Here is a 23,205-nt window from a genome sequence, read left to right as displayed (position 1 = left end):
GATTCATCCACAGAACCACGGGCCTCGCTGGTTCATGACCCCGAAAGCATGGCAGGCTCTCCTCATTGCGAGCCTGAAGTCGAGGAGAGTGAATCCTTGCGGTCCGACGCCAACATCGCGGGACCGATGACCGATCCGGTCCCCGGCCCCCGTTCCGAGTCGTCGGGCGGCGATGTTTCACGTGAAACATCACCGCCCCCGATGGACGACACCCCCATCGGCCGTGCAGCCCAGCTGGCCGTTGAGGCACTGGGTCGCGCCGGTGAGGGCCTGCCACGCCCCGAGCAGACGCGGGTCATGGTTGTCGCCAACCAGAAGGGCGGCGTCGGGAAGACCACCACCACGGTCAACCTCGCCGCCTCGCTCGCGCTCCACGGTGCGCGAGTCCTGGTGGTCGACCTCGATCCACAGGGCAACGCCTCCACGGCGCTCGGGATCGACCACCACGCCGAAGTCCCCTCCATCTATGACGTCCTGGTGGAGAGCAAGCCGCTCTCCGAGGTGGTCCAGCCCGTAGTGGACGTCGAAGGTCTCTTCTGCGCGCCCGCCACCATCGACCTCGCCGGTGCGGAGATCGAGCTGGTGTCGCTGGTCGCGCGGGAGAGCCGGCTTCAGCGTGCGATCGAGGCGTACGAGCAGCCACTGGACTACATCCTGATCGACTGTCCGCCGTCGCTCGGGCTGCTGACCGTCAACGCGCTGGTCGCCGGCGCCGAGGTGCTGATCCCCATCCAGTGCGAGTACTACGCGCTCGAAGGGCTGGGGCAGTTGATCCGGAACGTGGACCTGGTGCGGGCGCATCTGAACCCGACCCTGCATGTGTCCACGATTCTGCTCACCATGTACGACGGCCGGACCCGGCTCGCCTCCCAGGTGGCGGACGAGGTCCGCAGCCACTTCGGTGAGGAGGTGCTGCGGACGAGCATCCCTCGGTCGGTGCGCATCTCGGAGGCGCCGAGCTACGGGCAGACGGTACTGACCTATGATCCGGGTTCCAGCGGCTCCTTGTCGTACCTCGAAGCCGCTCGTGAAATCGCCCTGCGTGGGGTCGGCATGAGCTATGACGTGAAGCATGCCCACGCGATCGGCAACAGTCAGCAGAGCATTTCGGAGGGGACGCAGTGAGCGACCGACGTAGAGGTTTGGGGCGCGGGCTCAATGCGCTGATCCCCCCTGCTCCGCAGGAGAAGCAGGCGTCGTCCTCCGGGGACGCTCCCTCCTCGGGATCCGCATCGGTGATGACGGCGGAGCGTGGCATCGCCGCGGCCAAGGTGGCGACGCTGCCGCAGTCGACCACGCCGACGGCCGCGGAGATTCCCGCCCAGGACACTCCGGCCCCGGCCGAGGTGGCCCCGCCGGAGGGCGTGTACTTCGCCGAAGTACCGATGGACTACATCACGCCGAACCCCCGGCAGCCCCGAGAGGTGTTCGACGAGGACGCCCTCGCCGAACTCGTCACCTCCATCAAGGAGGTGGGACTGCTCCAGCCCATCGTCGTAAGGCAGTTGGGGCCGGAGCGCTTCGAGCTCATCATGGGCGAGCGGCGCTGGAGGGCATGCCGGGAAGCCGGTCTGGAGGCCATTCCGGCGATCGTCCGGGCCACCGAGGACGAGAAGCTGCTCCTGGACGCGCTCCTGGAGAACCTGCACCGCGCACAGCTGAATCCGCTGGAAGAGGCCATGGCCTACGACCAGTTGCTCAAGGACTTCCACTGCACGCACGATCAGCTGGCCGACCGGATCGGGCGCTCGCGCCCGCAGGTCTCCAACACGCTGCGGCTGCTGCGGCTCTCCCTTCCCGTACAGCGCAGGGTCGCGGCCGGAGTGCTGTCGGCCGGGCACGCCAGGGCCCTGCTCTCGGTGGACGACTCCGACGAGCAGGACCGGCTCGCTATTCGCATCGTGGCCGAGGGGCTTTCCGTACGCGCCGTCGAGGAGATCGTGACCCTCATGGGCTCACGGCCGAAGAGCGCGGCACGACAGAAGGGCCCGCGGGCCGGTGCCCTGCCGTCACCGGCGCTGAACGATCTGGCCTCCCGGCTGTCGGACCGCTTCGAGACCCGGGTGAAGGTCGACCTCGGTCAGAAGAAGGGGAAGATCACCGTCGAGTTCGCCTCGCTGGTCGATCTGGAGCGCATCCTCGGCACGCTCGCTCCGGGTGAGGGGCGGGTGCTGGAGAGGGGACTCGACGACACCGACGAGGACGACGCCGACGGCGTGGACGGCCCGGACCGCTCGAACGGCCTGGAGCCCGACGAGCGCTGAGGTTCCGCACACCGCCATCAGGGCGGGCCTTGCCCGGTGCGTACCGGAACACGGCCCGCCCTTTGCCGTCTCCCGGTGTGCGAGGCACCTCTGGGTGGATACGATGCGTTCTGGTATGGCGCATCCACCTTGATTCACCTCAGAGGAAGGGCGGGGCCATGCAATTGGTGAGCCGCAGCCGACTGATGTCCGCCGGACTCGGTCTGGGGGTCGTCGGCGGCTTCGTCGGCAGCCTGCTTCGGGAGCGGAGCGCTCTGTCCGCGGCTCGTGGCGCGGCAGGCGCAGGAAGTGAGGAACTGCCTCGATGGGGCGTCGGCTCGTACCGCTCACGCTGGACAACCTTGCCGACCTCCCCGGGCGATGCAGGGAGTGCGTCTTCTGGGAGCTTGATCCGGTCAGGGGAGAAGCGGCGGTAAGAGCCGGCAGGGCCCGGCAGGAGAAGGAAGCCTGGATCTCGGCCGTTCTGCTGGAGTGGGGGTCGTGCGGCCGGGTGGTCTATGTCGACGACGTGCCCGTCGGCTTCGTCCTGTACGCGCCTCCGGCCTACGTGCCCCGTGCCACGGCGTTTCCGACGAGCCCGGTCTCCCCCGACGCCGTACAGCTGATGACCGGCTGGATCATGCCGGGCTATCGGGGGCAGGGACTCGGCCGGGTGATGGTGCAGACCGTCGCGAAGGATCTGCTGCGACGTGAGTTCAAGGCGATCGAGGCGTTCGGGGACGCGCGCTGGAAGGAGTCGGCGTGTGTGCTGCCGGCGGACCATCTGCTGGCGGTGGGCTTCAAGACCGTACGGACGCATCCCACGTACCCACGGCTCAGACTTGATCTGCGCACGACGCTCTCCTGGAAGGAAGACGTCGAGCACGCGCTGGACAGGCTGCTGGGAGTGGTCCAGAAGGACCCGGCACTCCGGCCGTTGTGATCTCCCCAATCAGACATGAACGGGCCCGTCCCCCCTGGAGAGGGGGACGGGCCCGTTTCACGTGAAACATTCGCGCCGCGGCGTGCAGCGCGTGGTGCTACTTGCTCACCGACGAGCCTTCGCCGATGAAGGCCTCGAGGTCGCGCACGATGGCGGCCTTGGGCTTGGCGCCGACGATGGTCTTGGCGACCTCGCCGTTCTGGTAGACGTTCAGCGTCGGGATGGACATGACGCCGTACTTGGCCGCGGTGGCGGGGTTCTCGTCGATGTTGAGCTTGACGACCTCGATCTTGTCCCCGTGCTCGGCCGCGATGGCTTCGAGCGACGGAGCGATCTGGCGGCACGGTCCGCACCAGGCGGCCCAGAAGTCCACCAGTACGGGCTTGTCGCTCTTGAGGACGTCCTCTTCGAACGAATCGTCGGTCACATGCTTCAGGTCGCCGGCCACGGCGGCCTCCTTAACTTCGTGGGGTGTGGATCGGTACGGATGGTCAGACGGACGCGGTCTTCTCCGGCTCGGCGGCCTTCTCGCCGTCGGCGAGCGCGGAGAGGAAACGCTCGGCGTCGAGGGCCGCGGAACAGCCGGTGCCCGCGGCGGTGATCGCCTGACGGTAGGTGTGGTCGACGACGTCGCCGGCGGCGAAGACACCCGTGAGGTTGGTACGCGTCGAGGGCGCGTCGACCGTGAGATAACCCTCGCCGTCGAGGTCGAGCTGGCCCTTGAAGAGCTCGGTGCGCGGGTCGTGGCCCACGGCGATGAACAGCCCGGTCACCGCCAGCTCCGACGTCTCGCCGCTCTTGGTGTTGCGCAGGGTCAGACCGGAGAGCTTCTGCTCGCCGTGGATCTCCTCGACCGCGCTGTCCCAGGCGAACCGGATCTTCGGGTCGGCGAAGGCCCGGTCCTGCATGGCCTTGGAGGCCCGCAGGGTGTCACGGCGGTGGACGATCGTGACCGACTTGGCGAACCGCGACAGGAAGGTCGCCTCCTCCATCGCGGTGTCGCCGCCGCCGATCACGGCGATGTCCTGGTCCTTGAAGAAGAACCCGTCACACGTGGCACACCAGGAGACACCGCGTCCGGAGAGGGCGTCCTCGCGGGGCAGCCCGAGCTTGCGGTGCTGCGAGCCGGTCGTGACGATCACGGCCTTGGCACGGTGGACGGTCCCCGCCGTGTCGGTGACCGTCTTGATCTCCCCCGTGAGGTCGACGGAGATGATGTCGTCCGGGACGAGCTCGGCGCCGAACCGCTCGGCCTGTGCCCGCATGTTGTCCATCAGGTCGGGACCCATGATGCCGTCGCGGAAGCCCGGGAAGTTCTCCACATCGGTGGTGTTCATCAGCGCGCCACCCGCCGTGACAGCACCCTCGAACACGAGGGGATGCAGCGACGCACGTGCGGTGTAGAGCGCGGCCGTGTAGCCGGCCGGCCCAGAGCCGATGATGATCACATTACGGACGTCGCTCACGGGTTTCTTCCTCGTCTCTGCAGACTGCCTGCTACTGCCAACGGGGGCGGTTCAGACTCTCACCCCACCCAACGGATCCTACGGGCCTCGCATTCCCGCGAGGTCCCGGCGACGCGGGCAGTGTGTCAGTGACGGGGATAGGTCTTCGTCAGCAGAAGCTCACCCTTGACGGGCGGGGTGGCATCGACGCAGGCGGCATCGATGACGTAGGCCCGAACGAGGTCGCCGTCGACGGGATCCGAGAGCACGACGAGGAAGGCGTCGACGCCGTTGTACGTGCCCTTCTCGGCGGCGAGCGGTGAATCCGGACGGCCCGTTCCCTGCTGGACACAGGGCGGCAGCTGGGCCAGGGCCTTCGGTGAGGCCGTGGTGGTCCCTTCCCTGGTGGAGTTCCCCTCGCTCCCGCCCTCCGCCATGTGGGGCACACCGCTGGCGGGGGTGGAGGTGAGGAGGGAGTGGACCTTGTCCTGGATCCCGGTGCCGGAGAAGACGTCGCCGCCGCCGTCGGCCTGGCTCGCCCCCGCGTCCGCCTTGTAGTCGCTGCTGCTGGTGGACGATGCCGTCTGGAACAGCAGGACGCTCACGCCGATCGCGGCCGTTCCGAACACGGCACCGAGGATCGCGCCGCGACGGCGGCGCAGCCGACGGGTGCGACCGGGGCCGGTGGCCGCCCGCGGGTGTCCGGCGGGGCGGCCCGCCCGGGGAGCGTCGGCGGCGGTCGCACCGGGCGCTGTGGCGCCGGGCGTGACGGCCGCAGGGGCGGGCTCGGGCTCTCGCTCGGACTCAGGCCCACGCTCGGGCTCGGGCGAGGCGGTGTCGGCGGTGCGCGATGTTTCACGTGAAACATCGGCGGTCGCGTTCAGCAGTGCCTCGGCGGCCAGGGCGGCGTCGACCCGCACGGCCACGTCGGCGGGCATCCGCGGCGGGCCGGGCAGCGAACCCAGCAGTCCGCGAATCTCCTCCAGCGACTCGTGTACGTCGGCGCACAGCGCGCAGCCGTCCAGGTGCTCGCGCACCTCGACGCTCCGCTCGGGGGAGAGCAGGCCCTCCGTGAGGTCGGAGATCTCCGAGACGTCAGGGTGCTCGGTCGTGCCGGTCGTGGTTGTCACGCTCGCCCACCTCCTCCCTTCACGGCGGCAGGACCTTGTGGTCCCGCGTCTGGTCCGGTGTCTGGCTCTGTGTCCGGTCCTCTGTGCTCTGGTCCCGGCTCCGCTTGGACGGATGGACCCGTCGTCCGGTTCCTTTGTGGTCCGAGACGGGCTCTCGCGCCCGTACCGTCAGCTCCGCCCGTCCCGCCGGTGTACTCCCTCAGATGGGTGAGCATCGGCAGCAATCTGGCCCGGCCACGTGCGCAGCGGCTCTTAATGGTTCCGACGGGCACGTCGAGGACCTGGGCGGCCTCCGCCACGGGGTACCCCTGCATGTCGACCAGAACCAGGGCGGCGCGCTGGTCGGCGGGCAGCTTGGCGAGGGCGACGAGAAGCTGGCGGTGGAGATCCTGGCGCTCGGCGGGTGCCTCGGCGGACTCCTCCGGTTCGAGAAGCTGCTCCAGGCGCTCCGTGTCGTCCACGGGAGACGTCTTGCGGGAGGCGGCTTTCCTCGCCCGGTCGAGGCAGGCGTTGACGGTGATGCGGTGCAGCCATGTCGTGACGGCGGACTGGCCGCGGAATGTGTGAGCGGCGCGGAAGGCGGACACGAGCGCGTCCTGCACGGCGTCGGCGGCTTCCTCGCGGTCTCCCAGCGTGCGCAGCGCGACGGCCCACAGGCGGTCGCGGTGGCGCCGTACGAGCTCACCGAAGGCGTCGGGATCCCCCGCGACGTGACGTGCCAGGAGATCCTGGTCGTTCACGCCGCCGAGTGTGGCGTCTTCCAACGGTGAGCCCCCTCCCCTGGTCAGCGGGATCAGCCTATGACCTTGATCTCCGAGATTCCGCCCCGGAACTGGTCGGCGGATCCGTCCGTGGCCAGTTCCGTGATGTGGATCAGTACGTACCGTGTTCTCACGGGCTTGTCCAGGGCCGCCTTGAGATTGCTGCCGGTCTGCCCCAGTTCGGTGATGCGCTGGGAGAAGTCCGACAGAGCGACAGGTGACGAGGCGTCTTCGCCGGCTGCGAGGACCTCGGCCTTCTGGCCGCCCCGGTACATGGCGACATCGACGCCGTACACATCCTGCACGCTGCCGAGATCGACGACTATGCCGCTGCCCTGCCGGCGGTTGGGCAGATTGCCGAAGTTCGCGTAGCCGGAGTACTTCGGGGTGATCCAGGCCGTCCCCGTGTCGCCGTCCGTCGCCAGATGGACGTCCTGCGCCTTCACACCGTCGCCGTCGGGCGCGAACACCCCGGTCTCGGCGATCTTCAGATTCTTCGGGGTCCGCGGCGCGGGCTTCTGCTGATCGCCGTCCCCCGACTGCGACTGTGTCGTCTCGTCGGAACTCTTGCGGTTCAGCATGTGGTCGGCGACCTGCCAACTGGCGAGTCCCAGCGCGGCGATGAGAAGCGCGGAGACCGTCCACTTCAGCGCCTTGCCGGTACGGCTCTGCAGGGGCGGCGGCGGGATGGGCACGGGCCGCGCGGCGGGCTGCCCGACGGGAGTCGCGGGGCGCGCGTACGAGCCCTGCTGATAGGTGGTGCGCTGGTACTCCGGCGGCGCAGCGAACGTGGGCTCGGGCGGCCGGACGCGCGGCATCCCGGCGACGGCCTTGGCCAGCTCGTCCGGGGTGGTGCAGGGCGGGTCCTGGCGCGAGGCGGTGGCGCCCTCGTTGACCAGCGCGCGCATGGCGAGCTCGGACAGCCCGCGGTGGACCCCCGCCCGTACCTGGTCGGGGGCGATCAGACCGACACCCTTGGGCAGCCCCGCGAGCCCGTACGCGTCCGTCTCGTACGGCCAGCGATGGGTCAGCGCCGCGTACAGGAGCGCGCCGATCGCCTCGGTGTCGGTGCGCTGGGGGCGTTCCGCGCTGATGCCGCGCAGGGCGGCGTTCACCGCGAGGCCACGGATCCGGTACTGGCCGGTGGAGCTGCGCAGTACGGCTCCGGGGGTCAGCTTCAGATGGGCCAGTCCCTCGCGGTGCGCCGCAGCCATCGCCTGGGAGACCTGGCTGACGAGCTGGTAGGCGTCGTGGGCCTCCATGGGGCCGGCGGCGAGGATCGCGGTGAGTTCCGTCGCGTCGGGCAGCCACTCGTGGACGACGTAGACGAGGTCGTCCTCCTCGACGGCGTCGAGGACCTGGACGAAGCGCGGGTCGCCGAGGAGGGCGGAGGAGCGGGCCGCCGCCAGCACGGAGCGGGCCCGGGGGTGGTCGGCGGGCAGGAGATGCACACCGACGGCGCGGCGCAGCTTCTCGTCGACCGCGCGCCAGCTGCTGAATCCGTCCAGACGGGTGACGCACTCTTCGAGGCGGTAGCGTCTGGCGAGCTTGTGGCCGCTGTGGAGTTCGGGTGCCGCCACGGCCGGTGCGGCCTTCTGCCGCTCCGTGCCCTTCGGCTTCGCCGAATCCCCGTCCCGGGAGCCCGGCTTCCCGGACCCCGACTCCTCGGCCTGTGCCGCGGAGTCCTCTGTGTTCTGGGCTTTCGCCACCCCGTCGGCCACCCCGTCGGTGGTGGCCCTGTCCGTCTGGGCGGCCGGCGGTTCGTCACCGCTGTTGTCGGCCACCTCGACGGCGGACGTGCTCCGTTCCGCCACCGTCGCTCCTGCCTCCCCATCCGTTGCGCACTGTCCAACAGCCACGCCAATTGTGCCCACAGTCGGACGCTATGCACGACACACGGCGGTCGACGATGGTTGTGCTCGGCCCTGGACGCTAGCGTCCAAGACGGCCCCGGACCATGCCCACCAAGGCGTTCATCTCCTCGATACGCAGCTTCCGCGCGACGACGAAGAAGCAGGCCAAGAGGACGATCCCGCCGACCGCCAATGCGGTGAAAGAACCCAGAACCTCACTGCCGAGCTTGTCGAGAACGAGATAGCCGACCGAGCCCGCGGCGATCGTTCCGGGGACGGACGCCAGGCAGAGCCGGGCGTACGTACGCATCACGTGCGAGCCGTCCAGATCGCCGCCCAGACGCTTCTTGAGCCTGCGCCAGGCGATGCCCACACCGACGGCGTAGGCGAGGCCGTAAGAGGCGGCCATACCCACGACGGCCCAGCGCGAGGGCAGGACGAGGAAGCAGACGGCGGACGCGGCGGCGTTCACGACGGCCACGATGACCGTGTTGTAGAAGGGGGTTCGGGTGTCCTCGTACGCGTAGAAGGCACGGAGCACCACGTACTGCACGGAGAACGGGATCAGACCGAGGCCGAAGGCCATCAGCATGTAGCCCATGGAGCGCGCCGATTCGATGCCGGACGAGCCGAAGATCAGCGTGCACATCGGGATGCCGAGGGCGACGAAGCTGAAGGCGACGGGGACGATCGCGACGGCCGAGTTCCGCAGGCCCTGCGAGATGTCGTCGCGTACGGCTCCGGTGTCGCCGTCGTGCGCGGAGCGGGAGAGCCTCGGCAGCAGCGCGGCCATGACCGAGACGGTGATGATGGCCTGCGGCATGCCCCAGATCAGCTGGGCGTTGGAGTAGGCGATGTAGCCCGCGCCCTGGGTGCCCGAGTCGACCCCGGCCGCCGTGGAGAGCTGGGAGACGACCAGTACGCCGGCCTGGTTGGCGAGGACGAAGAGCACGGTCCACTTGGCGAGCTTCGCGGCCTTGCCCAGTCCGTGGCCCCGCCAGTCGAAACGCAGCCTGATCCGGAAGCCGGTCTCCCGGAGGTAGGGGATCATCGCCAGGGCCTGGACGGTGAGGCCGAGCACCACGCCGACGCCGAGCAGGCGCTCCGCCTCGGGCGGGATGGACGCGACCGTCATCCCGGAGTCCTCGGCCGTGCCGTACACCCAGATGAACATGACGAGGGTGGCGATGATGATGATGTTGTTGAGGACGGGGGTCCACATCATCGCGCCGAACCGGCCGCGGGCGTTGAGGATCTGCCCCATCACCACGTGCACGCCCATGAAGAAGATGGTGATCAGGCAGTAGCGCACGAAGACGACGGCGACGTCGTTGGCCGCCGGGTTGTCGGCGATGCTCACCGACATGAGGCGGACCAGCACCGGGGCGGCGAACACCGAGAGCGCGGTCAGCGTGCCGAGGATGACGATGACGAGGGTCAGCAGTCGGTTCGCGTACGCCTCACCGCCGTCCTCGTCGTCCTTCATCGCGCGGATGAGCTGCGGGACGAAGACGGAGTTGAGGCCGCCACCGATGGTCAGGATGTAGATCATCGTCGGCAGGGTGATGGCGAGCTGGAAGGTGTCGCCGAGGGTGGCGGCGCCGAGCGCGGCCACGATCAGTGCGGAGCGTACGAAGCCCGTGAGCCGGGAGACGAGCGTGCCCGCCGCCATCACCGCGCTGGATTTCAGCAGACCGGAGGCGCGTCCACCGGACTTCTTCGCGGGCGGCGGCGGCGCCGGAGCCGCCTCGGGTGCGGCGGCCTGCGGCCGGCCCATGCCCTCCTGATCGCGGAAGAGATGCGCGAACGCGTCGGGCTCCGGCTCGTCGGTGCGTGCCCGGGTGACGAGCTCGTCGACGCCTGTGAACTGCACGGTCCTCTGGTCGTCGCCCTGCGGAAGACCGTGTGACGGCCCGTCGGGCTCGGGCGGCGGGGGCTGGGCCCAGACGCGCGGATCGGGCGCGTACTGCTGCGCGGGCGGCTGCTGGTAGAGCGGCATCGTCTCCGGGTGCGTGCCGGGAGGCGGCGGCTGATGCGCGGCGCGGTCGTACATCGCCGCGGACGCCGGGTCCTGCGCCGAGAGGTTCTGCGCGCGGTAGGGGTCCTGGGCGTGGGCGTCCTGGACGTACGGATCCTGCGCGTAGGCGCCCTGGGGGTACTGGTCCGGGCTGTACGGGGGCCGGGCGTACGGGTCGTCGGTGCGCGGCGGCGGGCCGTACGGGTTCTGTGTGTACGGGCTCCGGGCGTGCGGATCCCGTGCGGGGTCGGGCGCGGGGGCGTTGGGGTCGACGGAGGGCGGCTGGGGCGGAACATGCCCTGCCGGATCGCCGCCAGCACCCTGCCCGCGGTCACCGTCGTACGGCGCGTTCATCGTTACCCCACCTCATCGTCCCCGGCCGGCCGGCCACGACATCGCTCAACGGTCCACTTTCTCACCCTTGCCCGACGGGTCCCCGCTTTCCGGACGGGTGTCCGGGGCAGGGTCACTCGGCTGCCCAGGTCCGGCGCCGTCGAGGTCGTCCGGAGTCTTCCGCGTGGCGGACGCCTCGGCCGGCGGCGCCGCGGGATCCGCGGAGGGATCCGAGGCGGCGGTGTCCGGGGCAGGGGACGCGCCGTCGTCGGTGCCGTTGTCGGGGCCGCCGCCGGGGGAGTCACCGTCGTCGGCGCTGTCGCCCCCGGCGTCGCCGCCGGCGTCCGCACCGGCGTCCGCACCGGCGTCCGCGGCGGCCTTGTCCTCCGCAGCCTTGGCCGCCACCGCCCGCTTGCGCTGGCTGTACATCTTGACCCCGGCCAGGACCAACATGAGCACACCGCCGGCGATGACGAGCATCACGGTGGGAGTCAGCTCGGAGACCCTGACCTGGAACGTCATGGGGCTGCCGTACGGCCGGTTGTCGGTCGTGTAGAGCTGAGCCTTGAGCTCCACCGGACCGTTGGCGTTGGCCGCGCCGGTGAACTTCACCACCTGGGTGTGTCCACCGTCGATCTTGATCGGCTGCTCGGTGACCGCGCTGCCGTCGTCCAGCTTCAGACGGGTCGCGTTCGTGGACTGGAGACGCAGGACGAGGTTGTCGACGCCTTGCAGGAGCTGGTTCTGGACCGTCACCGGGATGGTCGCGCTGCGTCCGGACAGGGTCAGCTCGGACTTCTGGATGAGCTGGACCTCGCTGGCGAGGCTCGTCAGATAGCGGTTCACCGAGTCGCGGTACTGCTCGGCGCCCTTGGCGTTGCCACGCCAGGACGTGGAGACCGCCCTGTTCACGGCGTTGGCGAAGGGCGTCGCCACCCGGTCCGGGAGGGTGAGGATGGCCTTGAACTTCCCGAGCCGCTCCCCCATCCCCTTGAGGTCCTCGAACGCGGACGCGGGGAGCTCCTGTTTCCGGAGCTTGTCCGGATACCGCGTCGGGCCGGGCACCTTGGTGTTGGCGTTGGTGTCCGGTTCGGCGGCGGCAGCGGCGACCAGGTCGGACGACTGGGTCCAGCGCTGTCCGTCCAGGCCCTGGAGGGCACGGGCCATGGACTGCGCCTGGCTGGCCGACGGCGTGCGCTGCGGGGCGACGACGATGTCGCGCTGCTTCGAGGGGTCCTGGAGGTTCACGGCCAGCGACTGGGCGAGGAACTTCTGGACCGCGAGCGTGGAACTGCCCGCCTTGGTCACATCGCCATCGAAGGCGGTGGACAGACGGGTGTCGCTGACCACGGCCGTTGTGCCGCCGCCGATGGGCCGCGCCGCGCTCGCCGTGTACGGCAGGTTGTCCTGGATGCTGTCGCTGCGCGAGATCACCTTGTCGGCGCCCGCGGAGGTCGCCACATCGACGATCGACGGGTCGACCGCGCCGTCCGCGGGCCACGCGAAGTCGGTGGCGGGCGGCACATGAAGGATGGTCTCCACGGTCTTCCCGGCCACTTCACTGGAGCTCTGGAGATGGCCGAGGGTGCCGGAGACGCTCTCGCCGCCGTGGGCCAGCGACGCCAGGTCCGGGTCGCCGAAGGGCAGCGCGACGATGTTGGGGTTGTCCTGGACGGCCTTCTCCAGGGAGTTCAGCCAGGTCCTGGCCACGAGCTGGTTCTTGCCCGCGACCGTGGACTTGCCTTGCTTGACGCGGTAGGGGTCGGTCATCGCCTCGACGGTGGCGAGGAGGTCCGGGTCGACGACCCAGGTGACGGGGAGCTGGCTGCCGAGCGAGACGAGCTGCTCCAGCCGGCCGCCGGGGGCCAGCTCCTGGGCCAGGTCGTCGTTCTCGAAGACCGGGGTCTGCTGGTCGTCCGAGCCGGTCTCGGCCGAGACGTGCGACGTGGAGATCAGCGGCCAGAGGTAGGTGAACCTGGTCTTCTTGTCCACCGAGTCCGGCTGCCACGGCAGGAACGTCCGGCGGACGCCCAGGGTGTGGTCGTACGGTTCGGCCGCAGTCCGGCCCGTGAGCGTCACACCGAGCTGGTAGACGCCGTCCGCCCCGAGACCGAGCTTGCTCACCGGTACCGACAGGGCGAAGTCGTAGCTGATGCCCGAGGCGAGCTTCGCGAACTCGACCTTGTACTTGCCGCCGACCGGCAGCGGGTCGTACGTCGTGTCGTTGGAGCGCTCGACGGCGTCGTCGATGGCGGTCCGGCCGGTGAGCTGCGGGCCCACCCGGAGATCGACCTGGGCGTCGGTGACCGTCTTCTTGCTCTTGTTGGTCACCGTGCCGGAGATCGTGAGGGTGTCGCCCTTGGTGGGCGCGCTGGGCGCCAGGGTGTCGAGCGCGACGGAGACGGTGTTCGGACCGGACGGTTCCGCGGCGGCACTCGCAGGGGAGCCCGTGGCAGCCCCTGTGGTGGCCGCGGAGAGAGGCGAGGCGCTCGAGCCCGCCGCGGACGCCTGCGGCGCCGCGAGACCCCCCAGCAGCCCGGCCAGGAGCGGCACCCCTGCGGCCACGGCGGCGGTGCGCCCCAGCCATCGGCGGGCAGGAGAATGCTTCATCCCCTGGATGTCTGCCGCCTCGGCCACGCGCCCGCCCGTCCTCGTCGTCAATGATCGTCGTCAATAGTCGTCGTCGATTGTGCGTCCACGCATGGTAACGATGTGCGCTGTGACGAAGTGCCGGGGACCGCCTCTCATGATCGGAAGAATCTCATGGTGCGGTGGAAACCGGTGACCCGGAAACTCGGGCGCTGCGGTCGGCCGGGGCACGTACCCTTTTCTGTTGTGCCGAACGCCAACGAAGAGACTCCCCTTGCACTGAGTCAGGTGCAGCGCCGCGCGGTCAGCGAACTGCTGCGGGTGTCCCCTGTCGCCGACGACCTCGCGCGCCGATTTCAGGAGGCGGGCTTCACCCTCGCCCTGGTCGGAGGCTCGGTGAGGGACGCCCTCCTCGGTCGCCTCGGCAACGACCTCGACTTCACGACCGACGCCAGGCCCGACGACGTACTGAAGATCGTCCGGCCCTGGGCGGACTCGGTGTGGGAGGTCGGGATCGCCTTCGGCACGGTCGGAGTCCAGAAGGAGGGCCGGGTCGGCGACGATCGGCAGGACTTCCAGATCGAGGTCACGACCTACCGCTCAGAGGCTTACGACCGCACGTCGCGCAAGCCCGAGGTGTCGTACGGGGACTCCATCGAGGACGATCTCGTCCGCCGGGACTTCACCGTCAACGCGATGGCGGTCGCGCTGCCGCAGAAGGAGTTCATCGACCCGCACGGCGGTCTCCAGGACCTCGCGGCCGGTGTGCTGCGCACGCCCGGCACCCCCGAGGCGTCCTTCTCCGACGATCCGCTGCGCATGCTCAGGGCCGCGCGCTTCGCCGCGCAGCTGGACTTCGAGGTCGCTCCCGACGTCGTCGCCGCGATGAAGGCCATGTCCGAGCGCATCGAGATCGTCTCGGCCGAGCGCGTACGGGAGGAGCTGAACAAGCTGATCCTCTCCGGCAACCCGCGCAAGGGCCTGGCCCTGCTCGTCGACACGGGACTCGCGGAGCGTGTCCTGCCCGAGCTGCCCGCGCTGCGGCTGGAGAGTGACGAGCACCACCGGCACAAGGACGTGTACGAGCACTCGCTGACCGTCCTGGAGCAGGCGATCGACCTGGAGGAGAACGGGCCGGACCTCGTCCTGCGGCTGGCCGCGCTGCTCCATGACATCGGCAAGCCCCGCACGCGGCGCTTCGAGAAGGACGGCGGCGTCTCCTTCCATCACCACGAGGTGGTGGGGGCGAAGCTCACCAAGAGGCGCATGACCGAGCTCAAGTACTCGAACGAGCTGGTGAAGGACGTCTCGCGACTGGTGGAGCTGCATCTGCGCTTCCACGGTTACGGGACGGGCGAGTGGACCGACTCCGCGGTGCGGCGGTACGTACGCGACGCCGGCCCGCTGCTGGACCGGCTCCACAAGCTGACCCGCTCGGACTGCACCACCCGGAACAAGCGCAAGGCGACCGCGCTCTCGCGGGCCTACGACGGCCTCGAGGAGCGCATCGCGCAGTTGCAGGAGCAGGAGGAGCTGGACTCCATCCGCCCCGACCTGGACGGCAACCAGATCATGGAGACGCTGGGTGTCGGTCCGGGGCCGGTGATCGGGGCCGCGTACAAGTTCCTGCTGGAGCTGCGGCTGGAGAACGGGCCGATGGGGCGTGACGAAGCGGTGAGCGCGCTGAAGGAATGGTGGGCTTCGCAGAGCTGAGTACGGGGGCGCTCCCCCGGCAAGGCCCCCGGCCGATGTTTCACGTGAAACATCGGCCGGGGGAGGCCCATGGAAGGGGGCGATGTTTCACGTGAAACATCGCCCCCTTCGCGCGTGCTCCCCGCGCTACCCGTACTTCTTCGCGTGCTTCTTCCAGCGGAACAGTCCTGCCGCGGTGCACGCGTACAGCGCCGCCACCCCGAGTACGAGCGGCGCCGAGCGGCCGTCCGGCGGCAGTATCAGCGCGGCGACCCCGGCGGCGCCCACGAAGGCGACGTTGAACAGCACGTCGTAGAGGGAGAAAACGCGACCTCGGTACGCGTCGTCCACCGACGTCTGCACCACCGTGTCCGTCGAGATCTTCGCGCCCTGGGTGGTCAGGCCGAGCACGAACGCGGCGGCGAGCATCGGGGTGGGAGAGAACGACAGTGCCAACGCCGGTTCCAGTACGGCCGCCGACGCGGCGCACACCATCATCCAGCCGAACGAGCCGAGACGCCCGACCGCCGTCGGTGTGACCACGGCGGCGGTGAAGAAGCCGGCCCCCGAGACGAGGAGCGCCACCCCCAGCAGGGCGATCCCGTCTTCCTCGGTGTTCGACCAGGCGTAGCGGCAGAGCATCAGCACCATCACGGTCAGCGCTCCGTAGCAGAAGCGCATCAGCGTCATGGCGATCAGCGCGACCGCCGCGTCGCGCCGCTCGGCCAAATGGCGCAGCCCCTCGCCGAGTCCGCGTGCGGTGGAGGCGAGAGCGGCCTTCAGCCGGGGCTGTACCAGTCCCGGATCGGGGCCCAGGAGATCGCGTGTCATCGTGACGGACGCCAGCGCCGATGTCAGATACAGCGCCGCGCCCAGCAGTACGACGGCGGCGTCGGAGCTGGAGACGAGCAGCCGCACCAGGAAGGCGAGGCCGCCACCCGCGGTCGCGGCGAGCGTACCGGCCGTCGGGGAGAGGGAGTTGGCGACGACCAGGTGTCCGTCCTCGACGACGCGGGGCAGCGCGGCCGAGAGCCCGGCGAGTACGAACCGGTTGACCGCCGTCACGGCGAGCGCGGAGACGTAGAAGAGCCAGTCCGGCATGGAGGTGAGGATCAGTACGGCGGTGCAGGCCGCGAGAACGGCCCGGAGCAGATTGCCGTACAGGATGACCTGGCGCCGCCGCCAGCGGTCGAGCAGCACCCCGGCGAACGGGCCGATGAGTGAATACGGCAGCAGCAGGATGGCCATGGCCGACGCGATGGCGCCGGGGGAGGTCTGTTTCTCGGGGGAGAACACGACGTGCGCGGCCAGCGCGACCTGGAAGACCCCGTCCGCCGCTTGCGACAGCAGACGCACGGTCAGCAGACGGCGGAAGTTGGGCAGACGCAGGAGCACGCGCAGATCGCGCACGACAGACATGTGGATCAGCGTCACACACAGCACGTGCGTCACATGCGAAGGGTCCCCGGGCAGTCTGCCCGGGGACCCTTCGCATGGTGCGTGTTACGGGGGAGATCGGCGTTCCACCGATCCGAACCCCCGAGATTCACCCAGAGGTCAGCGCTCGACCTCACCCTGAATGAACTTCTCCACGTTCTCGCGGGCCTCGTCGTCGAAGTACTGCACCGGCGGGGACTTCATGAAGTACGAGGACGCGGAGAGGATCGGGCCGCCGATGCCACGGTCCTTGGCGATCTTCGCGGCACGAACGGCGTCGATGATGACACCCGCGGAGTTCGGGGAGTCCCAGACCTCCAGCTTGTACTCCAGGTTCAGCGGAACGTCACCGAAGGCGCGGCCCTCGAGGCGGACGTACGCCCACTTGCGGTCGTCCAGCCACGCCACGTAGTCCGAGGGGCCGATGTGGACGTTGTCGGCGCCCATGTCGCGGTCGCGGATCTGCGAGGTGACCGCCTGCGTCTTGGAGATCTTCTTGGACTCCAGGCGGTCGCGCTCCAGCATGTTCTTGAAGTCCATGTTCCCGCCGACGTTCAGCTGCATCGTGCGGTCCAGGACGACACCGCGGTCCTCGAACAGCTTCGCCATCACACGGTGCGTGATGGTGGCGCCGACCTGCGACTTGATGTCGTCACCGACGATCGGGACACCGGCCTCGGTGAACTTGTCCGCCCACTCCTTCGTGCCGGCGATGAAGACCGGGAGAGCGTTGACGAAGGCGACCTTGGCGTCGATGGCGCACTGCGCGTAGAACTTCGCGGCGTCCTCGGAACCGACGGGCAGGTAGCAGACCAGGACGTCGACCTGCTTGTCCTTGAGGGTCTGGACGATGTCGGCCGGCGTTTCGTCCGACTCCTCGATCGTCTCCCGGTAGTACTTGCCGAGCCCGTCATAGGTGTGGCCGCGCTGGACGGTCACGCCCGAGTTCGGGACGTCGCAGATCTTGATGGTGTTGTTCTCGCTGGCACCGATGGCGTCCGCGAGGTCGAGACCGACCTTCTTCGCGTCGACATCGAAGGCGGCGACGAACTCCACGTCCCTCACGTGGTACTCGCCGAACTGCACGTGCATCAGGCCGGGCACCTTGCCGGCCGGATCGGCGTCCTTGTAGAACTCGACGCCCTGCACCAGCGAGGCGGCACAGTTGCCCACGCCGACAATGGCTACGCGAACGGAACCCATCCTGGTTGCTCCCTGTGTGTGATCTCAATGTTGCGATGACGTTCCGCGTTGATGCGGAACCTCATGTGGTGGTGTCCTCGGACGGATCCGGCGGGCCGGGGGCTTCCGGAGGCGAACCCCCGGAAGCACCCCGGAGCCGGGGCAGGCCGTCCTCGTCTCCCGTTGTGCTGTTGGTCGTACCGCTCGTCCTGCTGTCCGTGCCGGTCGTGCTGTTCGACGTGCTGTCCCGCTGGGCGGCGGGGCCGTCCGGCCCGGACTCTCGCCGATCCCGTCCCGCCCGCTCGCTCTCGATCAACTCGTTGAGCCAGCGCACTTCGCGCTCCACGGACTCCATGCCGTGCCGCTGAAGTTCGAGCGTGTAGTCGTCGAGGCGTTCCCGCGTACGGGCCAGGGAAGCGCTCATCTTCTCCAGGCGCTCCTCCAGCCGGCTGCGACGGCCCTCCAGCACGCGCATCCGTACCTCGCGCTCCGTCTGTCCGAAGAAGGCGAAGCGAGCGGCGAAGTGCTCGTCCTCCCAGGCGTCCGGGCCCGTCTGTGACAGCAGATCCTCGAAGTGCTCCTTGCCGTCCGCCGTCAGCCGGTAGACGATTTTGGCCCGGCGGCCCGCGAGTGACGCGGCGAGCGCCTCCTCGGGCGCACTGCCCGGCTCCTCGATCAACCATCCGTTGGCGACGAGCGTCTTGAGGCACGGATACAGCGTTCCGTAACTGAAGGCCCGGAAGATCCCCAGCGAGGTGTTGAGCCGTTTCCGCAGCTCATAGCCGTGCATCGGAGACTCGCGCAGCAGACCCAGGACAGCGAATTCGAGGATGCCTGAGCGTCTGCTCACTTTCGCCTCCTCCGCCGTCCCGTGCTGCTTATGCCGCCCCGATGTATCGACTCGATACATCGGGACGATAGAACACCGATGCTGATGGGACAAGAGGGGCCATGGTGAACGGCGTCACATCACGGATTCACAGCGAGTAACTTGCCTGATTTGGGGTGAAGTTCAGATCTCGGCGGGTTTGACCCTGCGTAGTCTGTGCGGCATGCAGACCACCGGGAACCGCGTGACGTGTGAGAGCGTCGTCGTTCTGGATGCATGCCGGATGAGCCCGACGCCGGGCACATCCGTATTCATTTCGGGGGGACCGGAACTCAACTGCCGCTTCCAGGCGTTCGCGCCTGCCCGAGGAGTAGTCGTTCGATGAGCGAGCACCGTCGCAAACAGGCCCAGCCACAGGGTGGCCAGGGTGGCGGACGAGCCGCGGCCAGGCGTGCCGCGCAGCGGCCGGCAGGCCGTCGCGCGGATCCCTCCCGTGGAGTCCCCACGGCGTCCCACTCCGGCTCCCATGAACCGGAGCCCTCTTACGGAGGCCGAGCCGAAGCCCGCAAGGCCGCCCAGCGGGGACGTCGCCGTGCCGCCGAAGGGGGCGGCGCCGGCGCGGGGGGCCACGGCGGAGGCCGCCGCGGTGGCGGTGGTCCCGATGGTCCCGGCCGGCCGCGTGGCGGGAGGCCGGGCAAGAAGCGGCTGATCGACTACCCGAGGTACGACAAGTACGGCTGGCGTCGCTGGGTGCCGTCCTGGAAGCTCGTGACCGGCCTGTGCATCGCCTTCTTCGGCAGCCTGATGACCGCGGCCACGATCGCGTACGCCATGGTCGGGCTCCCCAATCCGAGTGAGGCGTCCAAGGCCCAGAACAACGTCTACCTCTGGGACGACGGAACGCCGATGGTCTCCACCGGCGGTGAGGTCAACCGCCAGATCGTCAAGATCGAACAGATCCCCACTGCGATGCAGAACGCTGTGATCTCGGCGGAGAACAAGACGTTCAGGGAAGACTCGGGCGTCGACCCCATGGGCATCGGCCGGGCCGTGTTCAACATGGCCACGGGCGGTCAGACGCAGGGTGGCTCGACCATCACCCAGCAGTACGTCAAGAACGCCATGCTCAGCCAGGACCAGACCTACACGCGTAAGGTCAAGGAGCTGTTCATCTCCATCCGCGTCGACGCGGACATGGACAAGCCCGACATCATGGCCGGGTACCTCAACACCTCCTACTACGGACGCGGCGCCTACGGCATCCAGGCGGCGGCCCGTACGTACTACGGCGTGGACGCCAGGGAGCTCGACGCGAGCCAGTCCGCCTTCCTGGCGACGCTCCTGAAGGGTGCGACGTACTACGACCCGAACGGCGCCCCGTCGATCGACCCGAACGCCAGCGCAGAGGCCAACACCGCGCGGGCGAAGAAGCGCTGGGCCTGGATCCTCAACGAGATGGTGCAGGACGGCCATCTCAGCGCGGCGGAGCGGGAGAAGTTCAAGGAATTTCCGATGCCCGACCCGCCGAAAAAGGACGCACAGCTCGGCGGCCAGGTCGGCTACCTCGTGGACCTCGCCAAGGCCTACTTCATCAACAACAACAAAAACAACATCACGGCCGACGATCTGGCCGAGGGCGGCTTCGAGATCAAGACGACCTTCAACAAGAAGAAGGTCAACGCGCTCAACAAGGCCGTCACCGACATCTACAAGGCGAACATCGACGAGAAGAAGCGCCCGAAGACGGACACCCACGTCCAGTTCGGCGGCGCCTCGGTGGAGCCCGAGACCGGCAAGATCGTCGCCATCTACGGCGGGCAGGACGCCACCAAGCACTTCACCAACAACGCCGACCAGACCGGTGCCCAGGTCGGATCGACCTTCAAGCCGTACGTCCTGGCGGCGGCGATGCGTGACGGTGTGCGGGACCCCGAGCTCGGGCCGGAGCAGGACGCCGAGTCGCGTACGAAGGTCTCGCCGGACAAGAGCGAGTACAACGGCAAGAACAAACTGAAGATCAAGGACTACAACGGCGACATCTGGACCAACGAGAAGGGCGAGGAGTGGCACCAGCGCAACGACGGTGACGAGGACTACGAGGACATCAATCTGCGCGAGGCCATGAAGGTCTCGGCCAACTCGCCCTTCGTCCAGCTCGGTATGGACGTGGGCATTCCGAAGGTCCGAGAGGCCGCCGTCGACGCCGGACTGCTGGAGGACAGCCTTCCGGGCGGCAGCAACCCGTCGTTCTCCATCGGTATCTCCGACCCCAGCGCCATCCGCATGGCGGGCTCGTACGCCACCTTCGCCGACAACGGCACACAGCGTGAGCCCTACTCCGTCCAGGAGGTCAAGAAGGAAGGCACTGTCGTCTTCGAGTACGACAAGAAGCCGCAGAGCACTTTCGACGTCGACATCGCGCAGAACGTGACGGACGTCCTGAAGTCCGTGGTCATGGAGAAGGGCGGCACGGGCACCTCGGCGCAGCTGCCGGACGGCCGTGAGGTGGCCGGCAAGACCGGTACCACCGACGGCAACAAGTCGGCCTGGTTCGTGGGTTACACCCCGCAGCTCTCCACCGCCATCGACATGTACCGGCTGGACGACAACGCCGAGAACAAGAACCGCAAGTTCCTGGAGATGTTCGGCACCGGCGGCCAGGACAAGATCCACGGTGCGTCGTTCCCCGCCGACATCTGGCGGGAGTACATGACGGTCGCGATGAAGGGCACGGAAGCCCTGAAGTTCCCCGAGCCCTCGCCGATCGGCGAGGCGGTCTACGGCGGCGGCGTGCCGAGTCCGGAGCCGACGCCGACGGAGAAGCCGTCCGAGACCCCGTCCGAGAAGCCGTCCGAGACCCCGTCCGAGGAGCCCTCCGAGACCCCGGACCCGACCGAGTCCTGTGACCAGTGGAACGGCTGTGAGGACGGAGGCACCGGTGATCCGGGTGGTCCCGGAGGTGAGGATCCAGGCGGAGTCATCGGGGATCCCGGTTCTTCGACCAGTCCACCACCGGAGACCGGAGATCCCGAGGGCGGCGACGGCGGCACGGGCTTCATCGGCGGCCCGGGAGGCTGACGCAGCCCCGGGGCCGGGACGCGGGTCCTGAGGCCGAGGGAGAGTCCGGAAGCGACGCGAAGGCCGCCGCACCAGGGCCGTACACACACCGTGTACGGCCCTGGTGCGGCGGCCTTCGCCGTGCCGCGGCGGCGTACGGCAGGATGGGCGGCATGCCGAGCACAGAAGACATCGCGGTGCCCAAGGACCGGCCGGTCGTACCGCCCACCAGGCGGGACAGGATCGCCGCGGCGGGCAGCGAGCTGATCGGCGGTCCCATCGGCCGCTGGGCCTGGTACGGCACCAGCCGGCTCACGCCGGTACGGGTGGTCGCGCTGGTGGCGATCGGGATGTTCGCGCTCGGCATGGTGCAGAAGATGCCCTGCTACGAATGGGCCTGGTTCCGGGGCGCCAGCTCCCAGTACACGCACGCCTGTTACTCCGACATCCCCCACCTCTTCCTCGGGCGCGGCTTCGCCGACGGTCTCGTGCCGTACTTCGACCGCCTGAGCGGCGACATGCAGTACCTGGAGTACCCCGTCCTGACGGGTCTGTTCATGGAGGTCGCCTCCTGGCTCACCCCCGGTGACGGCTCCATCCAGCACCGCGAGCAGATGTACTGGATGGTCAACGCCGGGATGCTGATGATCTGCGCGGTGATCATCGCCGTCTGCGTCGCCCGCACCCACCGGCACCGGCCCTGGGACGCCCTGCTCCTGGCCCTCGCGCCCGCCTTCGCCCTCACCGCCACCATCAACTGGGACCTGCTGGCCGTCGCGCTCCTGGCGGCCGGGATGCTGATGTGGTCGCGCGGCCGTCCGCTGGCCTTCGGCATCCTGATCGGCCTCGCGACGGCGGCCAAGCTTTATCCCGTACTGCTGCTGGGGCCGCTGTTGCTGCTGTGCTGGCGCGCGGGGCGGCTGCGGGAGTTCGGGGTGGCGCTGGGCGGTACGGCCTTCTCGTGGCTGCTGGTGAATCTGCCGGTGATGCTGTTCGCGCCGGAGGGGTGGAAGAAGTTCTACACGTTCAGCCAGGAGCGACAGGTCGACTTCGGATCGTTCTGGCTGATCATCACCCAGCGCACGGGGCGGTCCCTGGAGGTCGAGACCGTCAACACGTGGTCGATGGTGCTGATGGTGCTGGCGTGCGCGGGCATCGCGGCGCTCGCCCTGACGGCGCCGCGACGGCCCCGGTTCGCCCAGCTCGCCTTCCTGGTCGTGGCCGCCTTCATCCTGACCAACAAGGTCTACTCGCCGCAGTACGTGCTGTGGCTGATCCCGCTCGCGGCGCTGGCCCGGCCGCGCTGGCGCGACTTCCTGATCTGGCAGGCCTGCGAGGTCATGTACTTCCTGGGCATCTGGATGTATCTCGCGTACACGACGAGCGGGGACGCCCACAAGGGACTGCCGACCGAGGGCTACCAGCTGGCCATCGCGCTGCACCTGCTGGGGACGCTGTACCTGTGCGCCGTCGTCGTACGGGACATCCTGCTGCCGGAGCGCGACGGCGTGCGGCGCGACGGTTCGGACGATCCGTCGGGCGGGGTGCTGGACGGGGCGCGGGACGTGTTCGTACTCGGCCGGGCGGCCCGGCCGCGGGCGTACACGGCGCAGACGGTGGAGGCGTCTCAGCGCGTCTCGTGGGGGGTGCGGCCGCCCGGGGCCGCCTGAGCCGCCGACGGACGGGTTGAGAAG

General features: G+C 69.0%; 16 protein-coding genes. 6 read left to right on the top strand and 10 right to left on the bottom strand.

Features of this window, described 5'->3' with window-relative positions:
* The first annotated feature begins 48 nt into the window (after positions 1-48).
* The 3 genes from ACFWHU_RS13890 to ACFWHU_RS13880 all read left to right on the top strand — a co-directional run bounded on the left by ACFWHU_RS13890 (position 49) and on the right by ACFWHU_RS13880 (position 3,186).
* Positions 49-1,125 (top strand): ParA family protein, encoded by a 1,077-nt coding sequence (locus ACFWHU_RS13890; protein ID WP_079127908.1) that lies wholly within the window; start codon positions 49-51, stop codon positions 1,123-1,125.
* The gene (locus ACFWHU_RS13885; protein WP_385791983.1) at positions 1,122-2,264 is read left to right on the top strand and encodes a ParB/RepB/Spo0J family partition protein; all 1,143 of its coding nucleotides are present in this window, start codon (positions 1,122-1,124) and stop codon (positions 2,262-2,264) included. The genes ACFWHU_RS13890 and ACFWHU_RS13885 overlap by 4 nt, the downstream gene beginning before the upstream one ends.
* 304 nt (positions 2,265-2,568) lie before the next feature.
* The gene (locus ACFWHU_RS13880) at positions 2,569-3,186 is read left to right on the top strand and encodes a GNAT family N-acetyltransferase (protein ID WP_385791981.1); all 618 of its coding nucleotides are present in this window, start codon (positions 2,569-2,571) and stop codon (positions 3,184-3,186) included.
* 97 nt (positions 3,187-3,283) lie between these two features.
* Here the strand turns inward: ACFWHU_RS13880 and trxA are convergent, their stop codons facing one another.
* The 7 genes from trxA to ACFWHU_RS13845 form a co-directional block, all read right to left on the bottom strand.
* Positions 3,284-3,634, bottom strand: a complete 351-nt coding sequence (gene trxA / locus ACFWHU_RS13875) for a thioredoxin (protein WP_385791979.1) — start codon at positions 3,632-3,634, stop codon at positions 3,284-3,286.
* 43 nt (positions 3,635-3,677) lie between these two features.
* Positions 3,678-4,652, bottom strand: a complete 975-nt coding sequence (trxB, locus tag ACFWHU_RS13870; RefSeq protein ID WP_147873155.1) for a thioredoxin-disulfide reductase — start codon at positions 4,650-4,652, stop codon at positions 3,678-3,680.
* Positions 4,653-4,777: 125 nt separating this feature from the next.
* Entirely contained in the window at positions 4,778-5,761 is a 984-nt protein-coding gene (locus ACFWHU_RS13865) for an anti-sigma factor family protein (RefSeq protein WP_387225019.1), read from the bottom strand.
* Positions 5,758-6,525 carry an RNA polymerase sigma factor SigM gene (gene sigM / locus ACFWHU_RS13860; protein ID WP_387225018.1) on the bottom strand — a complete coding sequence of 256 codons (768 nt, stop codon included), beginning with the start codon at positions 6,523-6,525 and terminating at the stop codon, positions 5,758-5,760. Before sigM ends, ACFWHU_RS13865 begins: the two co-directional genes overlap by 4 nt.
* A gap of 29 nt (positions 6,526-6,554) precedes the next feature.
* Positions 6,555-8,336 (bottom strand): protein kinase family protein, encoded by a 1,782-nt coding sequence (locus ACFWHU_RS13855; RefSeq protein WP_387225017.1) that lies wholly within the window; start codon positions 8,334-8,336, stop codon positions 6,555-6,557.
* 118 nt (positions 8,337-8,454) lie between these two features.
* Positions 8,455-10,746 carry a murein biosynthesis integral membrane protein MurJ gene (gene murJ, locus ACFWHU_RS13850; RefSeq protein ID WP_385791969.1) on the bottom strand — a complete coding sequence of 764 codons (2,292 nt, stop codon included), beginning with the start codon at positions 10,744-10,746 and terminating at the stop codon, positions 8,455-8,457.
* A gap of 45 nt (positions 10,747-10,791) precedes the next feature.
* On the bottom strand, positions 10,792-13,362 hold the full coding sequence (locus ACFWHU_RS13845) for a DUF6049 family protein (protein WP_387225015.1): 2,571 nt from the start codon (positions 13,360-13,362) through the stop codon (positions 10,792-10,794).
* A 198-nt stretch (positions 13,363-13,560) separates the two neighbouring features.
* Between ACFWHU_RS13845 and ACFWHU_RS13840 the strand changes: the two genes are divergently transcribed.
* On the top strand, positions 13,561-15,027 hold the full coding sequence (locus ACFWHU_RS13840) for a CCA tRNA nucleotidyltransferase (protein ID WP_385791965.1): 1,467 nt from the start codon (positions 13,561-13,563) through the stop codon (positions 15,025-15,027).
* A 126-nt stretch (positions 15,028-15,153) separates the two neighbouring features.
* Here the strand turns inward: ACFWHU_RS13840 and ACFWHU_RS13835 are convergent, their stop codons facing one another.
* The 3 genes from ACFWHU_RS13835 to ACFWHU_RS13825 all read right to left on the bottom strand — a co-directional run bounded on the left by ACFWHU_RS13835 (position 15,154) and on the right by ACFWHU_RS13825 (position 18,475).
* The gene (locus ACFWHU_RS13835; RefSeq protein ID WP_385791963.1) at positions 15,154-16,425 is read right to left on the bottom strand and encodes an MFS transporter; all 1,272 of its coding nucleotides are present in this window, start codon (positions 16,423-16,425) and stop codon (positions 15,154-15,156) included.
* Between the two features lie 138 nt (positions 16,426-16,563).
* Entirely contained in the window at positions 16,564-17,646 is a 1,083-nt protein-coding gene (locus tag ACFWHU_RS13830) for an inositol-3-phosphate synthase (RefSeq protein WP_385791961.1), read from the bottom strand.
* Between the two features lie 61 nt (positions 17,647-17,707).
* Complete coding sequence (locus tag ACFWHU_RS13825; RefSeq protein WP_387225014.1) at positions 17,708-18,475, bottom strand: PadR family transcriptional regulator; 768 nt, start codon at positions 18,473-18,475, stop codon at positions 17,708-17,710.
* Between the two features lie 360 nt (positions 18,476-18,835).
* Here ACFWHU_RS13825 and ACFWHU_RS13820 point away from each other — a divergent pair, with 360 nt between their 5' ends.
* Positions 18,836-21,532 (top strand): transglycosylase domain-containing protein, encoded by a 2,697-nt coding sequence (locus ACFWHU_RS13820; RefSeq protein WP_385791957.1) that lies wholly within the window; start codon positions 18,836-18,838, stop codon positions 21,530-21,532.
* A 152-nt stretch (positions 21,533-21,684) separates the two neighbouring features.
* Positions 21,685-23,181 (top strand): glycosyltransferase family 87 protein, encoded by a 1,497-nt coding sequence (locus ACFWHU_RS13815; RefSeq protein ID WP_387225013.1) that lies wholly within the window; start codon positions 21,685-21,687, stop codon positions 23,179-23,181.
* Positions 23,182-23,205 lie beyond the last annotated feature (24 nt).

Source organism: Streptomyces sp. NPDC060366, assembly GCF_042725135.1.
Lineage (GTDB): Bacteria > Actinomycetota > Actinomycetes > Streptomycetales > Streptomycetaceae > Streptomyces.
The sequence above is the reverse complement of the archived record's forward strand: the minus strand, read 5'-3'. Positions and strand labels throughout refer to the sequence as shown.

Coding starts and splice junctions, on each gene's coding strand:
- ACFWHU_RS13890 (WP_079127908.1), top strand. CDS start 49: ATGGCAGGCTCTCCTCATTGCGAGCCTGAAGTCGAGGAGAGTGAATCC.
- ACFWHU_RS13880 (WP_385791981.1), top strand. CDS start 2,569: ATGGGGCGTCGGCTCGTACCGCTCACGCTGGACAACCTTGCCGACCTC.
- murJ (WP_385791969.1), bottom strand. CDS start 10,746: ATGAACGCGCCGTACGACGGTGACCGCGGGCAGGGTGCTGGCGGCGAT.
- ACFWHU_RS13835 (WP_385791963.1), bottom strand. CDS start 16,425: ATGTCTGTCGTGCGCGATCTGCGCGTGCTCCTGCGTCTGCCCAACTTC.
- ACFWHU_RS13830 (WP_385791961.1), bottom strand. CDS start 17,646: ATGGGTTCCGTTCGCGTAGCCATTGTCGGCGTGGGCAACTGTGCCGCC.
- ACFWHU_RS13820 (WP_385791957.1), top strand. CDS start 18,836: ATGAGCGAGCACCGTCGCAAACAGGCCCAGCCACAGGGTGGCCAGGGT.
- ACFWHU_RS13815 (WP_387225013.1), top strand. CDS start 21,685: ATGCCGAGCACAGAAGACATCGCGGTGCCCAAGGACCGGCCGGTCGTA.